This is a genomic window from Sphingobium sp. SA916, from assembly GCF_002894065.1.
Classification (GTDB): domain Bacteria; phylum Pseudomonadota; class Alphaproteobacteria; order Sphingomonadales; family Sphingomonadaceae; genus Sphingobium; species Sphingobium fuliginis.
The window spans coordinates 20,756-35,365 of the sequence record NZ_LXYF01000063.1 but is presented as its reverse complement, the minus strand read 5'-3'; the positions used below and the strand labels follow the sequence as shown (position 1 = coordinate 35,365).

Genomic DNA, 14,610 nt, shown 5'->3' with positions numbered 1-14,610 from the left:
GGGCGGGGGAATGGCGATGCGGGTGCTTTCGGTCACGTCCGAAATCTATCCGCTGGTGAAGACCGGGGGGCTGGCCGATGTGGCGGGCGCCTTGCCGGGCGCGCTGGCGGGGCATGGCATTGGGGTCAGGACGCTGGTGCCGGGCTATCCGGCGGTTCTTTCGCGCCTGGGCAAGGCGAAGCTGCTGCGCCGCTATGACGCGCTGTTCGGTGCGCCGGCGGCGGTGCTGGCGGCGAAGCTGGGCGACCTCGACCTGCTGGTGCTGGATGCCCCGGACTTCTTCGCGCGGGAAGGCGGCCCCTATGGCGATGCGGGCGGCGGCGAATGGCCCGACAACTGGAAACGCTTCGCCGCCCTGTCGCGTGCCGGCGCGGACATGGCGGCCGAAGGGGTGAAGGGCTGGCGGCCCGACCTGGTCCATGCGCATGACTGGCAGGCGGCGATGACCGCCGCCTATATGCGCTTCGGGCCGGCTCACGCCGTGCCCAGGGTGGTGACGATCCACAACCTTGCCTTCCAGGGACGTTTCGGCGCGGATGTCTTTCCCCAGCTCGGCCTGCCGCCCGAAGCCTGGGGCGTGGACGGGGTCGAATATTATGGCGGCACGGGCTATCTGAAGGCAGGGCTTGTCTCGGCCGATGCCATCACCACCGTCAGCCCCACCTATGCCGACGAAATCCGCTCCCCGATGCATGGCATGGGGCTGGACGGCCTGATCAACGGCCGGTCCGACAGGCTGCACGGCATATTGAACGGCGTCGATACCGCCATATGGGACCCCGCCGCCGATCCCCTGATCGCCAAACCCTTCAGCGCGCGGGCGCTGGGCGGGCGCGGCGCCAGCCGCCGCGTCCTCGAAACGCAGTTCGGCCTCGACCGCGACGACGCGCCGATCTTCATCATCGTCAGCCGCCTCACCTGGCAGAAGGGCATGGACATGGTGATGGACGCCATCGACCATCTGGTGGGGCTGGGCGGCAAGCTTGCCCTTCTGGGGTCGGGCGACCATCCGCTGGAGGGCGCGTTCCTGGCGGCGGCGGACCGGCATCGCGGGCGGGTGGGCGCTCGGATCGGCTATGACGAGCCGCTGTCGCACCTGATGCAGGCGGGCGCCGACGCCATATTGATCCCTTCCCGCTTCGAACCTTGCGGCCTGACCCAGCTTTACGGCCTTCGCTATGGCTGCGTGCCGGTGGTGGCGCGGGTCGGTGGGCTGGCGGACACGGTGATCGACGCCAATGAAGCCGCCGTCGGCGCGGGCGTGGCGACCGGCATCGTCTTCCCGCCGTCCGATCCGCTGGCGCTGCATGGAGCGATTGCGCGCACCATCCGGCTTCATGCGCATCGGCCGACATGGCAGGCGATGCAGCGCGCCGGCATGCGCGCCGATTTCTCCTGGACCCACAGCGCGGCGCGCTATGCGGAACTGTTCCGCGCACTGGTCCGGACCACCGCATGAGCCCGCGGCCGCTGGGTCCGGCCATGCACGGCAGCGGAACCCGTTTCCGGGTCCATGCGCCAGATGCGGACCAGCTCTGGCTGAGCCTGTTCGATGCCCAGGATCGCGAAACGCGCCTGCCCATGGCAAGGGAGGGCGAGGACATCTGGTCCGTCGATGCGCCCGGCGTGGGGGAGGGCGCCCGCTATGGCCTGCGCGCCGACGGTCCCTTTGATCCGGATGCGGGGCTGTGGTTCGATCCGGACAAGCTGCTGCTCGATCCCTATGCGCCTGCCATCGACCGGCCGTTCGCCTATGATCCGATGCTGGCCGCACCGCGCGGCAAAGGCAGCGACACGGCAGGCTTGATGCCCAAGGGGGTGGTGTCCGCGCCGTTTCCCTTGGTGCCCCCGGAACCGCCGATCTTCCAGTCCGGCGGGCTGATCTATGAGGTTCAGGTCCGCGGCTTCACCATGCTGCATCCCGACATTCCGGAGGCGCAGCGCGGCACCATCGCGGCCCTTGGGCACCCCGCCGTGATCGAGCATCTGCGTCGCCTGCACGTCTCCGCCATTGAACTGATGCCGATCAACGCCTGGATCGACGAACGGCATCTGGCGCCGCTGGGACTGCGCAATGCCTGGGGTTATAATCCGGTCAGCTATTTCGCGCTCGATCCCCGGCTGGCGCCGGGCGGCATGGCGGAACTGCGTGGCGCGGTGGATGCGCTGCATGCGGCCGGGATCGGCGTGATTCTCGACATGGTCTATAATCATGACGGGGAAAGCGACCGCGAGGGCCCGACCCTGTCGCTCCGCGGCCTGGATGCGCGCAGCTATTTCCGGCATGAACCCGATGGCCGCCTGATCAACGATACGGGCACGGGCAACAGCATCGACTGCAACCATCCCGTCGCGCAGCGGCTGATCCTGGCGTCGCTGCGCCATTTCGTCGGCGTAGCGGGAGTCGACGGCTTCCGCTTCGATCTCGCTCCCGCGCTGGGGCGCCTGCCGACGGGTTTCGACAGCGAGGCGCCATTGCTGAGGGCCATGCGCGACGATCCGCTGCTGTCCGACCGCATCCTGATCGCGGAACCGTGGGACATCGGCCCCGGTGGTTATCAGCTCGGCCGTTTCGGGCCCCGCTGGCTGGAATGGAACGACCGCTATCGCGACGATATGCGCCGCTTCTGGCGCGGGGATCGCGGCATGACCGGCGCGCTCGCGACCCGCATCGCGGGATCGTCCGACATTTTCCATGCCGATCCGGCAACGCGCACCGTCAATTTCCTGGCCGCCCATGACGGCTTCACGCTGGCGGATGTGACCGCCTATGACCATCGCCACAACGAAGCCAATGGCGAGCAGAACCGCGACGGCCATGGGGAAAATTTCAGCTGGAACAACGGCATCGAGGGCGCGACCGCCGATCAGGCCATTCGGGCAGCGCGGCGGCGCGACATCAAGGCGCTGCTCGGCACGCTATTCTGTTCGCGCGGCGCGATCATGCTCACCGCAGGCGACGAGTTCGGCCGGACGCAGCAGGGCAACAACAACGCCTATGCGCAGGATAATGCAATTGGCTGGGTCGACTGGCAGGGCCGCGACCGGGACATAGAGGCGCATGCGTTCGCGCTTGCCGACATGCGGGCGTCGACGCCGGACTTCAGCGACGCGGGCTGGCTCTCGGAAACGGATGTCGAGTGGCTCGACGAGCGGGGACAGCCGATGACCGTCGCGCAATGGGAAGATCCGGATCGCCGCTGCCTGGCCATGCGCTTCCGGCGATCGGGCTTCACCGTCTTCATCAATGGCGACGACCGGCCGCATGACTTCGGCGCGGTGCACATTCCCGCCCGAACGGTCCTACCCATCCCGGCTGAATAGGAAGGCGGTCGATTTGGCGAGGCCGTTGGAGATCGTCGCCAACGCCCGCGAGGCCCCCGGCACCTGCCGCTCGCCCGCACGGTCCGTGACCTGCGCGACCGCCTCGGCAAGCTGGGTCATGCCGTGCAGCCGCCCTTCGCCCAGCGCTCCGCCGCCCGTATTGATCGGCAGGCGTCCGTCCGGATCGCCATGCCCCTCGCGCAGGAAGGCCAGTCCTTCGCCGTCGCGACAGAAACCCATGCCCTCCAGCCAGGTCAGCACCAGCACGCTGAAACCGTCATAAAGCTGCGCATTGTCCACATCCGCCGGGGACAGCCCGGTCGCCTCCCACAGCCGGCGCGCCACATCCTTCGCGCCGTCCCACATATCCTCAAGGTTCATCGGCGTGCCTCCCGCGCCCTGATGGGCGGAGGCCGCGAAGCCGGTGAGCAAGGCAGGCGGCCGGCGCAAATGCCGCGCCCGTTGGGTGGAGGTCAGGATCATCGCGCAGCAGCCATCGACCGGAATGTCGCAATCGAGGATGGATATGGGATCGGCGATCATCCGGGCGGCGAGATAATCCTCCACCGTGATCGTCTTGCCTCGCCAATAGGCATTGGGGTTGCGTTGCGCATTGGCGCGGTTCCGGGCGATATAAGGCGCGAAATCCGCCCGGTCATAACCATGAAGCGCAAAATAGCGGCGCAGCGCCACGGCGGCCCAGGCCGGCGGCATGCTGAAGCCATAGGGCGCCAGATACTGGTCGCCTCCCACCGCATGGGCCGATTCGAAATTCACATATCGCCCGTCGGGCACATGCAGCGCGCGATAGACCAGCACATGGTCGCAAAGCCCGCCTGATATGGCGAGCGCGCCGTCGATGACGCTCTGCGTCACCATGCCGTTGGTGGAGCCGATCCACCGGATGGCCGGAGCGACCCCCAGCAATCCCGCCAGATACCAGGGCGTCACGACGTCGATCCCTTCGTCCACGCCCTTGCGCCCGCCATAGCGCGGCATGGCGGGGGATGTGGCGATGCCGTCCAGATCGCCGCGCCGCAATCCGGCATCGGCCAGCGCGGCGTCGCACGCTTCCAGCGTCAGCGCGGCCAGGCTTCGGTCCGACCGGCGTTCCAGCCTGCTATAGCCCAGCCCGGCGACGGCCACCTTGTCCCGATGGTCCCACATGGTCAGCGCGCCGGGCCGAACTGCACCAGCGTGCAGTCCTCGGTCACATCCTCGAACCGCGCTTCGAGGGGGAGGCCGATGCGCAGCGCATCGGCGGCGATATCCACAAGGTTGCCGCTCATCAACAGGCGCGCCTGCTCCTCCAGTTCGACCACCGCCAGGATGACGGGCAGCCGGTCGCGAAAGCCGGGCGAGGGCGGGTCGTGCAGCACGGTCCAGCTATGCAGCGTCGCGCGTCCCGATAGCGGCGTGAAGCCCAAACCGGCGCCGCCGCAGTTCCGGCAGGCGACCTCCGGCGGATAGGCCATCCGGCCGCAGGCGTCGCATTTCTGCATATGCAGCTCGTGCCGCCGCGCCGCAGCCCAGAAGGGTTCCGAAAGCGGATCGGGAAGGGGAAGCGGCCGTTGCGGGCAGGCGGTTTGCGACATCGGTTTCATGAGCCCCCGAAATGCGGCGGCCGTTTCTCCCGCGCAGCCGCCAAGCCTTCCCGATGGTCCTGCGTCGTCGCCATCAGCGGCTGCATGGCGAATTCCAGTTCCAGATACTGATCCAGCGACAGGCCCGGCGCGGCCTCGAACTGCCGCTTCGCCATGCCGATCGCCAGCGTGGGGCCCTCGGCCAGGGATGCCGCCAGTTCCAGCGCACGCGCCATCAGCGCTTCGCTTTCCACCAGTTCCAGCACCAGCCCCAGCCGCAAAGCCTCCTGCGCGTCGACCATGCGGGCGGAATAGACGATTTCCTTGGCGCGCATCGGTCCGACCAACCGGCTGAGCTGCCATACGGCGCCTGCGTCCGGCACATATCCGATCCGCGCAAAGCTCTGGCAGAAGCGCGCTTGCGGCGTGGCGATGACGATGTCGCAGGCCAGCGCCAGGCTCCAGCCGGCGCCTACGCAGGCGCCGTCCACCGCCGCGATCACCGGCTTGCGGATGCCGGCGACCGCCTTCACCATCCGGTGCAGCCAGCGCATCCGGCGCAGGAAGGCGGCCGTACCCTGATGGCCCATGTCGCCGGTATCCGCGCCGGAGCAATATTGCCCGTTCGCGCCCGTCAGGATGACGGCGCGGACATCCTCATCCTCCGCCAGATCGTCGAAGGCGTGCCAGATTTCCTCCCGCATGGCCATGGTGAAGGCGTTCGCCCGTCCGGGCTGATCGAGCGTCACGATGCCGACGCGGCCCTGGCTTGCGATCCGGACGGTCATGACGGGGCGCTGCGGCGCACGTCCTTCTCCTAAATATGATCTTTGGTGCAATATTAAATGGGGAAATTCCGTCCTGTCAATCGCTGAGTCGCGTTGACAACGGCACAATATTGCACGATGGTGCAATAAAAGGCGGCATTTGGGCGCCCGGACGGAGGATGGGAGATCGATGAGGAAGGCAGGTTTTACGGTCATGGCGGCGGGCGCCGCGCTGCTCGCGCTCTCCACGGGGGTGGTTTCCCGCTCGGCGGAGAGCGCGTCTCCGGCCGGGGCCAACTGGTCCAGCTTCGGCGGCGACGACAAGGAACAGCATTACAGCCCGCTCGCGCAGATCCGGGAGCAGAATGTCGGAAAGCTCGGCCTTGCTTGGTCCTATGATGTCGACAGTTTCGACAGCTATACCCAGCCTCTGGCGGTCAACGGCGTCATCTATTTCGCGGTAGGACTCAGCGTCGTTCATGCGGTCGATGCGCGAACCGGCAAGCTGCTATGGCAATATGATCCCGACGTCGCCAGTCAGCCGGAAGCCAAATGGCGGATGCGCGCGGGATGGGGCACGCGGGGCATCGCCTATAAGGACGGCACGATCTTCACCGCCACCCGCGAAGGCCGCCTGATCGCGATAGACGCCGGGACGGGCAAGCCGCGCTGGTCGGTCAAGACGCTGGACGAGGCGGAGGGCGGCTATATCACCGGCCCGCCATGGGTCGCCGGCGACAAGGTGGTGATCGGCTTCGGGGGCGCGGACTACAGTCCGACGCGTGGCTATGTCACCGCCTATGACATCAAGACCGGCAAGAAAGCCTGGCGCTGGTATGTCGTGCCCGGCGATCCGGCCAAGGGTTTCGAGAACAAGGCGATGGAGGCAGCCGCCAAGACCTGGAGTGGCGAATGGTGGAAATGGGGCGGGGGCGGCTCCGTCTGGCACGCCATGGCCTATGACGCGAAATATGACCGCATCTATATCGGCACCGGCAACGGCTTTCCGTGGAACATCAAGATCCGCAGCCCCGGCGGCGGCGACAATCTCTACCTCTCCTCCATCGTCGCGCTGGACGTGAAGACCGGCGAATATGTCTGGCACTATCAGGTCAATCCTGAAAACAGCCATGATTGGAACGACGCCATGGACATCGAACTGGCCGATGTCATGATCGGCGGCCGGATGCGGTCCGTGCTGCTGCACGCGCCGAAGAACGGCTTCTTCTATGCCATCGACCGCGAAACCGGCAAGTTCATCCAGGCGGGCGAGTTCGCCAGGCAGAATTGGGCCAAGCGCATCGATCCCGTGACGGGGCGGCCGGAGATCAACCCGGAGGCGCAATATCCCGACGGCAAGCCGTTCATGATGTATCCCTTCCCCAATGGCGCGCACGGCATACAGGCCATGTCGTTCAGCCCGAAGACCGGCTACAGCTATATCCCGGTGATGGAGGGCGGCCGGGTCTTCGTCGATCCGGCCAATGTGAAGGGCTGGACGTACAAGCCCGGCATGATGGTGAATACCGGCCTGGGCGCTCCGCCCGCCAACCTCGTCCCGCCCGCCGCGACGAGCAAGCTGGTCGCCTATGACGTCGCCAACAACAGGATCGCCTGGTCCGTGCCCCAGCCGGGCGTGTTCAACGGCGGCACGCTGGCGACGGCGGGCAATCTGGTGTTCCAGGGCACCAATGACGGCATGTTCAACGCCTTTTCCGCGACGACGGGGCGCAAGCTCTGGTCCTGGCCGGCGCAGAACGGCATACTTTCCGCACCGATCAGCTATTCGGTCGGCGGCCGGCAATATGTCAGCGTCATCACCGGCTTCCGCAGCAGCTTCGCCAATTCGCCCAATTGGGATTATCGCCAGCAGCAGCGGCGATTGCTGACCTTCACCATCGGCGGGGCCCGGAAGCTGCCCAGGGTCGATCCCGTGGACGAACCGATCCAGGACGATCCGGCCTTCGTGGTGGACGCCGACAAGGCGAAAGTGGGGGCGGGCATCTACAACAGCAGCTGCATCATCTGCCATGGTTCGGGCATGGTCGCGGGCGGCGCGGCGCCGGACCTGCGCAAGTCGGGCGTGCCGCTGGACGCTGAAACCTTCAGGTCGGTGGTGCATGACGGCGCCCTGATGTCGCGGGGCATGGGGTCCTTCGCGCAGTTGAGCGACGCGGAACTGGAGGGGCTACGGCACTATATCCGTCAGCGCGCGCGCGAAACCGCGCCCAAGGGCAAGTGACGCGGATGCAGATCCCACCCGCTTTACGGGCGCATGGCAGCCCCGCTTCGCCTTCGGGCGGGGCGGGGTTCATGCGTCATGAAGACGATGAATTTGCACCATCATCCAATCCCGCTATGATCCCGGCACTTGGGATGAGTGTCGGGCAATGAAGGCGAGCGATCTTGGCGAGTAAAGCGAACGAAGAATTGAAGGAAGGCGGAGAGCGGCCGCAGACCTATTCCAGTCCGGCGATTATCGAGCGCCGCCGCCGGATTTTGGAGGAAACCCGGAAGGTTATCGCTGAACAGGGCATTGCCGCGCTCAGCATGAATGAGATCGGCCAGCGCGCCGGCGTTGCCAAGCGAACCCTCTACAACGCCTTCCAGACTCGCGAACGGATGATCGCGTCGGCGATTCAGGAATATTTCGACGAATATGTGAGCCGCATCGCCTATTCCAGCGAACCCGGCACGATGCAGCACAATCTGGAGCGCATGATCTCCGTCGTGCAGCGGAACCGGAAGATCCGCAATTATATCAAGGCGATCATGGCGCTCTATTTCAGTTCCGATGTCGACCATGACATCTGGGCGGCGATGCATTCGCCCGCGGTCCACCATAACCGCCAGTGGATCGAGGTGCTGGAGGCGAAGAAGCAGCTCCAGCCCTGGGTGGAGGTCGACAAGCTGGTCGAGGATCTGGTGCGATTCGAATATGCGACGATCAACGACTGGGCGCAGGGGCGGATTCCCGACGACCAGATCATCGTGCGGCTGGTCGGAAGCTATCTGACATCCTTGCTGGGCGCGCTGAAGAGCGCGGCCCGCAAGGATGTGGAGGCGCTGATCAAGGACATATCGGACCGCGGCATGGATGCCCTGCCGATGCCCCAACGTCCCAAGGTTGCGGCATGAATTTGCACATGGATGCAAATTTACTTGAAGAGTCGCGCACTGTCGGCTAGTCAGTTCCTGCCCCTGGCAAAAGGGCGGGAATGGAGAGCGAGAGAGATGAACGCGGTGAGCGAAACCCCCGAATTGCTGCTCTTGTCTGAGGATCAGGGGATCGCGCATATCGTCCTCAACCGGCCCCGCGCGAAGAACACCGTGTCCTTCGCCATGTGGGAGCAGTTTTCCGCCGCGCTCGACGCGCTTGAGAATGCGACGCCCGCGCGGTTGCTCATCATCAGCGGGGCGGAGGATTATTTCAGCAATGGCGGCGACGTGAAGCTGCCGCCCGCAAGGGGGGAAGGCGCGCTGGCGCTGGCGGCGCGGCTGGAAATGGGGCAGCGGATCATCGGCCGTGTGCGGGCGCTGCCCATTCCAACGGTCGCGGCGGTGGAGGGCGGCGCGTTCGGCGTGTCGTGGAGCCTCGCCATGGCCTGCGACATGATCTTCGCGGCGGACAATGCCCGTTTCGGCGCGCCCTTCCTGGAATTCGGCCTCGTTCCCGACGGCGGCGCGGCCTGGTTCCTGACCAGGCAACTGGGCCGGGCCCGGGCGGCGGAGATCGTCTTTTCGGGGCGGACGCTGGATGCGGCGGAGGCGCTGTCGCTCGGCCTCGTCAGCCGCGTGGTGAAGCCGGGCAGCGCAGTGGAGGAGGCTCTGGCGCTCGGCCGGACCATCGGTGACGGCAATCGCCATGCCGTCGAACTGACCAAGCGGCTGCTCCAGCAGGCGGAAAGCGGCGATCTGGCGACGGCCCACGCGCTGGAACTGGCCTATTGCCACATCTGCCAGGCGGGCGAGGAAGTGCCCCGCGCCCGCGAACGCTTCAAGGCGCGCGCCGCCGCGAAAGCCGCCGCCAAGGCCGCGGAATAACGGAGGGTCCGACCCATGCAGTTCGACATGCGCGCCCTTCCGATGGTCACGCGGTACAAGATCGTCAATTCGACCATCACGCCGCGCCCGATCGCCTGGATCACCAGCCAAACCGCCGAAGGCATCGTCAACGCCGCGCCCTACAGCTTCTTCAACTGCGTCGGTACGGAGCCGCCGCTGGTTGCGCTGGGGCTGCTGAAGGAACCGGTGTCGCGGGGGCTGAAGAACACCGCGTCCAACATCATCGCGACGGGCGATTTCGTCGTGAACCTCGTCTGCGAGGCGGACGCCGAAAGGATGAACCTCTGCAGCGTCGACGCGCCCGCCGACGTCAGCGAGATCGACTATGCCGGCATCCAGACCGCGCCGTCGGAGCTGGTCGCGCCGCCGCGCATCGCCACCAGCCCGGTCAGCTTCGAATGCCGCAAGGTCGCCGCGATGGACATCGGCACGATGCAGACGGTGGTCATCGGCGAAATCCTGATGGCCCATATCCGCGACGAGTTCATCACCGACCGGGAACGGGTCTATTTCGACACGCCCGCGATGAAGCTGATAGGCCGGACCCATGGCAGCGGCTGGTATGTCCGCAATGGCGACAGTTTCCAGATGGACCGGCCCCGCTACGACCCGTCGCGCATGGCGAAGGACAGGGTGGCGGAATGAATTTGAACCCATGGTGCAAAATTACTTGCGCTTGGGGCCGAACTGGTGTTTTCTGCATCAAAGATCATTTTTCGATCCGTCGGACAATGTGAAGCCATAAAGATAATTCCGCAAAAAAGGCAGCGGGCCGCGCCCGCCATAGGAGTGATGAGATGCCCGGTCCCCTGGATCATCTGACCGTCATTGAACTGGCGGACCAAATGCCTGTCGCCATCGCCGCCATGCTGCTGGCGGACCATGGCGCCGACATTTTGAAGGTGGAGCCGAAAGGCGGCGCCTTCTTTGCCCATGATTTCAGCCGCAAGGCCTGGGACCGGTCGAAGCGCAGCGTCGAACTGGATGTGCGGGAAGCCGGCGGCCTCCAGGCGCTGCGCGGCCTGCTGCGAGGCGCGGACATCTTCATCCACGCGCTGGAAGAGAAGGATGCGGCCGCCCTCGGCCTCGACAGTGAAAGCCTGGGACGCGATTTCCCCGAACTGGTGGTCTGCGCGCTCACCGCTTATGGTTCGGACACGCCCTTTGCCGATCGGCCCCATGGCGAATCCCTCGCTGCCGCGCTGCTCGGGACGATGATCGACCGCTCCAGCAGCTTCCGCCCCGGCCCGGTCTATCTCGGCCATCCGGCGCTGCATTATGGGCAGGCCTTCCTCGGCGTGATCGGCGCGCTGTCGGCCATCCGCGCCCGCCGCCATATCGGCAAGGGGCAGCAGGTGGAGGCGTCGCTGCTCGACGCCATGCTGGCCCAGTCACCGATGAACAACTGGTGGCAGGAAGAGGGGATCAGCTACATCAAGGCGGGCGATTCCGGCGCGGTGGACCGTTTCGGCAAGACCCGGCTGGTGACGGGCATGTTCGAATGCGCGGACGGCCTTTATCTCCAGATGCATACCGGCGGGCAGGGCGGCTTCAAGGCGGCGATGGACGTGCTGGGCTTTGGCGACCGTATCCAGACCGTGACCGCGCCGGAAATGTCGGTGCCGCTGACCGACGAGGAATATCATATCGCCCGCGTCGAGATTTTCGACGCCTTCAAGACCCGGCCGCGCGCCGAATGGATCGCCATGTTCCAGGCGGCGGACGTGGCGGCGCTGCCGGTGCTGGAGCCCGCCGAAGTGCTGCTGGACGAACAGGTGGAATTTGTCGGCCAGCGCATATCGATGCCGGACAAGGATTTCGGCACCATCTACCAGGCCGCGCCCGCCGTGCGCATGGCCAATGCCCCCGCCGCCGCGCCCCGTCCCGCGCCGGAAGTGGGAGCGGACAATGAAGCGCTGGCGGACCTCATCGCCCGCCGCCGCACTGTGCTCGCTGCCGACGGCAAGCCGCTCGACCGGCCGCTGGAAGGCATCAAGGTGGTCGACTTCTCCTCCTTCTTCGCGGTCGGCTATGGCGGTCGTCTGCTGTCCGACCTTGGCGCCGACGTCATCAAGGTGGAGACCCCCGGCGGCGACCAGATGCGCCCGCTGCCCGACTGTTTCGACGCGGCCCAGCGCGGCAAGCGCGACATCGTGCTCAACCTCAAGCATCCGGAAGCGCTCGAAGCGGCGCTCAAGCTGGTGGCGACGGCCGATGTCGTCACGCACAACCTTCGCCCTGGCAAGGCGGACAAGCTCGGCATCGGCTATGAGGCGCTGTCGAAGCTCAACCCGCGCCTGCTCTACGTCTATCTGCCCGGCTACGGCTCCCGGGGGCCGAAGTCGCTGCTCAAGAGCTTCGCGCCCTTGGTGTCGGGCTGGACCGGCCTGCTTTATGAAGGCGGCGGCGAAGGCAATCCGCCGACCCGCGCCGTGTTCGGGAATGAGGATTATAATAACGGCTTCCTCGGCGCGGCGGGCATCTTGATGGGCCTTGAACATCGCGCCGTCACCGGCCGGGGCGATTATATGGAAATCCCGCAGCTTCATTCCAGCCTGTGGACCACGTCCGAACATTTCCTCGATGCCGACAGGAAGGTCGTCTACGGATTCCGGCTGGACAAGGAACAGGCGGGCTTCAACGCGCTCGACCGGATTTACCGGACCGCTGACGGCTGGCTCTGCATCTCCTGCCGTTCGGACGAACGTTTCGCCGCGCTCGCCAAGGCCGTGGGGCAGGAGCAATGGCTTGCCGATCCCCGCTTCGCCACGCCCCGCGACCGGTCCGCCAACGACGCGGCGCTGCTGGACGCGCTGAAGCCCTTTTTCGCGGACAAGAGCAGCGCAGACGCCCACGCCCTGCTGGAAGCGGCCGGCGCGCCGAGCGAGATCGCCCGCGAAACAAGCTGGGTCCGGGAGGCACTCTGGCAGGACTGGGCGACGGCCAGCAACCGCGTGATCGAGAATTTCGACTCCATGTATGGCCATGTCCGCCAGTTCGGCAGTTTCATGCATTTCAGTCGCACGCCGGGCCTTGCCAAAGGCTCCGCCCCGCGCCTCGGCGAACATACGCGGCAGATATTGGGCGAGATCGGCTATTCGGATGCCGAGATCGACGCGCTGATCGACAGCGGCAAGGCGATGCAGGCTACGGATGTGAAGGGCCGCATCCAGTCCCGCGTCTCCGCCGCCTGACACGATAAAGAGAGGAATCGCCAAGGTGCAACTCAACCTTCGCTACGACATGAACCGCCCGGATTTCGGCGCGCCGCATCCGCTGCTCTACCGCACCGCGATCGAGCAGGCGCAATGGGCCGACAGGCTTGGCTTCACGCAGGTCTTCCTGGCCGAACATCATGGCGCGGAGGGCGGCTATTGCCCGTCCTCCATGATCCAGGCCGCTTCGATCCTTGGCGCTACACAGAATATCGTCGCCCATCTTTCCGCCCTGGTGGTGACGATGCACGATCCGCTGCGCCTGGCCGAAGACCTCGCCGTGCTCGACAATATCGCGCCGGGCCGCATCTGGCTGACGGCGGGCATGGGCTATCGCCCGCATGAATTCGAGATGTTCGACCGCGACATCAGCAAGCGGCTCGCCATCATGAACGAGGCGATGGCGACGCTGAAGAACGCCTGGACCGGCGAGCCCTTCGAATTTCGCGGCCGCACCGTCCGCGTGACGCCCGCGCCCGCGACGCCGGGCGGCCCCAAAATCTACATGGGCGGCTCGACCGACAAGTCCGCCATCCGCGCAGCCAAGGGCGGCTATCAATATTTCCCCGGCCATCCGGACCTCTTCACGCTCTACAAGGAAGAACGGGCGAAGGCCGGTTTCGGACCGCCGGAGGAACTGCGCAAGCCCGCCGCCAGCTTCCTCTACGTCTCGGACGATCCGGACCGCGACTGGCCCTTGGTGGCGCCTCATATCGCTTATGCGACCAACACCTATGCGCAATGGGCGCAGGAACGCGGCACCGGCCAGACTCGCTACAGCGCGGCCGAGACGGTCGAAGGGCTGAAGGCCATGCCCAATATCAAGCTGCTGACGCCGGACGAATGTTTCGCTTATCTCAAGGATCTGGGACGCGGCACGGCGGTTACGTTCCACGCGCTGCTGGGCGGGCTGGACCCCGAAGTCTCCTGGCGCAGCCTGCGCCTGTTCGAAAAGGAAGTGCTGCCCCGGCTCAAGGCCGAGCCGGGCCTGCTGGAAATTCCGGGAGGATGAGCATGGAAGGACAGAACCGTCGCGGCACGCTGGCCGCCATGCTGGCCGTTCCTTTCGGACTGGCTGCGGTGGGTCAGGCTTCGGCCGCGCCCGCAAAAGGGAAAGGCAAGCCGATGAGCATGGCCGAGCGTCTGGATGTGATCGAAGCCAAGCAGGCGATCACCGAATTGCTCCATGCCTATGCCCGATCCAACGACCGGGCGGACGAGGCCTTGCTGCGCTCGCTCTTCTGGCCGGAATCGACGCATAAACATGGGAAGTTCGAAGGCAAATCCTCCGATTTCGTGGGCTTCGCCTTCAAGATCATCTCGGGACTCAAATATGCCTGCCACCATATCTCGAACGTCTCGGTCGAGGTGAAGGGGGATAAGGCCTTCTCCGAATGCTATTATTTCGCGCAGCATCGCCGCGACCGCAAGGATGGCACGGGGGAGGAGGACGTCTTCTTCCAGGGCCGCTATCTCGACGATCTGGAACGGCGCAACGGTGTGTGGAAGATCATCCGCCGCCGCGGCCTGTCGGACTATACGTCACCCGCTTTCCCGTCGGAAATCCCCTATGCGCAATGGCCGGCGGGGCAGCATAGCGAGAAATATCCGAGCGACGATTATTACAAGATGCGCCAACAGTTCCTGGGGAGCTGA

Annotated in this window: 12 protein-coding genes; 9 read left to right on the top strand and 3 right to left on the bottom strand. The window is 65.7% G+C overall.

Annotated features, from left to right (window positions below):
- Nucleotides 1-10: 10 nt before the first annotated feature.
- Together glgA and glgX are read left to right on the top strand one after the other, a co-directional pair.
- Nucleotides 11-1,459 (top strand): glycogen synthase GlgA, encoded by a 1,449-nt coding sequence (glgA, locus tag A8G00_RS18880; protein ID WP_044662051.1) that lies wholly within the window; start codon nucleotides 11-13, stop codon nucleotides 1,457-1,459.
- Nucleotides 1,456-3,324: a glycogen debranching protein GlgX gene (glgX, locus tag A8G00_RS18875; protein ID WP_103001394.1), complete on the top strand. Its 1,869-nt coding sequence runs from the start codon at nucleotides 1,456-1,458 to the stop codon at nucleotides 3,322-3,324. The genes glgA and glgX overlap by 4 nt, the downstream gene beginning before the upstream one ends.
- Here the strand turns inward: glgX and A8G00_RS18870 are convergent.
- The 3 genes from A8G00_RS18870 to A8G00_RS18860 are packed head-to-tail and all read right to left on the bottom strand — an operon-like array spanning nucleotide 3,304 to nucleotide 5,695.
- Nucleotides 3,304-4,491, bottom strand: a complete 1,188-nt coding sequence (locus tag A8G00_RS18870; RefSeq protein ID WP_103001393.1) for a thiolase family protein — start codon at nucleotides 4,489-4,491, stop codon at nucleotides 3,304-3,306. The two genes, glgX and A8G00_RS18870, sit on opposite strands and share 21 nt — an antisense overlap.
- 2 nt (nucleotides 4,492-4,493) lie before the next feature.
- The gene (locus tag A8G00_RS18865; RefSeq protein WP_172451912.1) at nucleotides 4,494-4,919 is read right to left on the bottom strand and encodes a Zn-ribbon domain-containing OB-fold protein; all 426 of its coding nucleotides are present in this window, start codon (nucleotides 4,917-4,919) and stop codon (nucleotides 4,494-4,496) included.
- Nucleotides 4,920-4,924: 5 nt separating this feature from the next.
- Nucleotides 4,925-5,695 (bottom strand): enoyl-CoA hydratase/isomerase family protein, encoded by a 771-nt coding sequence (locus A8G00_RS18860; protein ID WP_103001391.1) that lies wholly within the window; start codon nucleotides 5,693-5,695, stop codon nucleotides 4,925-4,927.
- Between the two features lie 193 nt (nucleotides 5,696-5,888).
- On the opposite strand from A8G00_RS18860, the gene A8G00_RS18855 reads away from it, so the two are divergent.
- The 7 genes from A8G00_RS18855 (at nucleotide 5,889) to A8G00_RS18825 (ending at nucleotide 14,610) form a co-directional block, all read left to right on the top strand.
- Nucleotides 5,889-7,916, top strand: a complete 2,028-nt coding sequence (locus A8G00_RS18855) for a PQQ-dependent dehydrogenase, methanol/ethanol family (RefSeq protein WP_103001390.1) — start codon at nucleotides 5,889-5,891, stop codon at nucleotides 7,914-7,916.
- 164 nt (nucleotides 7,917-8,080) lie between these two features.
- A complete protein-coding gene (locus tag A8G00_RS18850; RefSeq protein WP_253258036.1) occupies nucleotides 8,081-8,812 on the top strand; it encodes a TetR/AcrR family transcriptional regulator in 732 nt (243 codons plus the stop codon).
- A 96-nt stretch (nucleotides 8,813-8,908) separates the two neighbouring features.
- Complete coding sequence (locus A8G00_RS18845) at nucleotides 8,909-9,718, top strand: enoyl-CoA hydratase/isomerase family protein (protein WP_061934776.1); 810 nt, start codon at nucleotides 8,909-8,911, stop codon at nucleotides 9,716-9,718.
- Between the two features lie 15 nt (nucleotides 9,719-9,733).
- Nucleotides 9,734-10,384: a flavin reductase family protein gene (locus A8G00_RS18840; RefSeq protein WP_103001388.1), complete on the top strand. Its 651-nt coding sequence runs from the start codon at nucleotides 9,734-9,736 to the stop codon at nucleotides 10,382-10,384.
- 152 nt (nucleotides 10,385-10,536) lie between these two features.
- Complete coding sequence (locus tag A8G00_RS18835) at nucleotides 10,537-12,933, top strand: CoA transferase (protein ID WP_103001387.1); 2,397 nt, start codon at nucleotides 10,537-10,539, stop codon at nucleotides 12,931-12,933.
- Between the two features lie 25 nt (nucleotides 12,934-12,958).
- The gene (locus A8G00_RS18830; RefSeq protein ID WP_103001386.1) at nucleotides 12,959-13,966 is read left to right on the top strand and encodes an LLM class flavin-dependent oxidoreductase; all 1,008 of its coding nucleotides are present in this window, start codon (nucleotides 12,959-12,961) and stop codon (nucleotides 13,964-13,966) included.
- Between the two features lie 2 nt (nucleotides 13,967-13,968).
- Complete coding sequence (locus A8G00_RS18825) at nucleotides 13,969-14,610, top strand: nuclear transport factor 2 family protein (RefSeq protein WP_103001385.1); 642 nt, start codon at nucleotides 13,969-13,971, stop codon at nucleotides 14,608-14,610.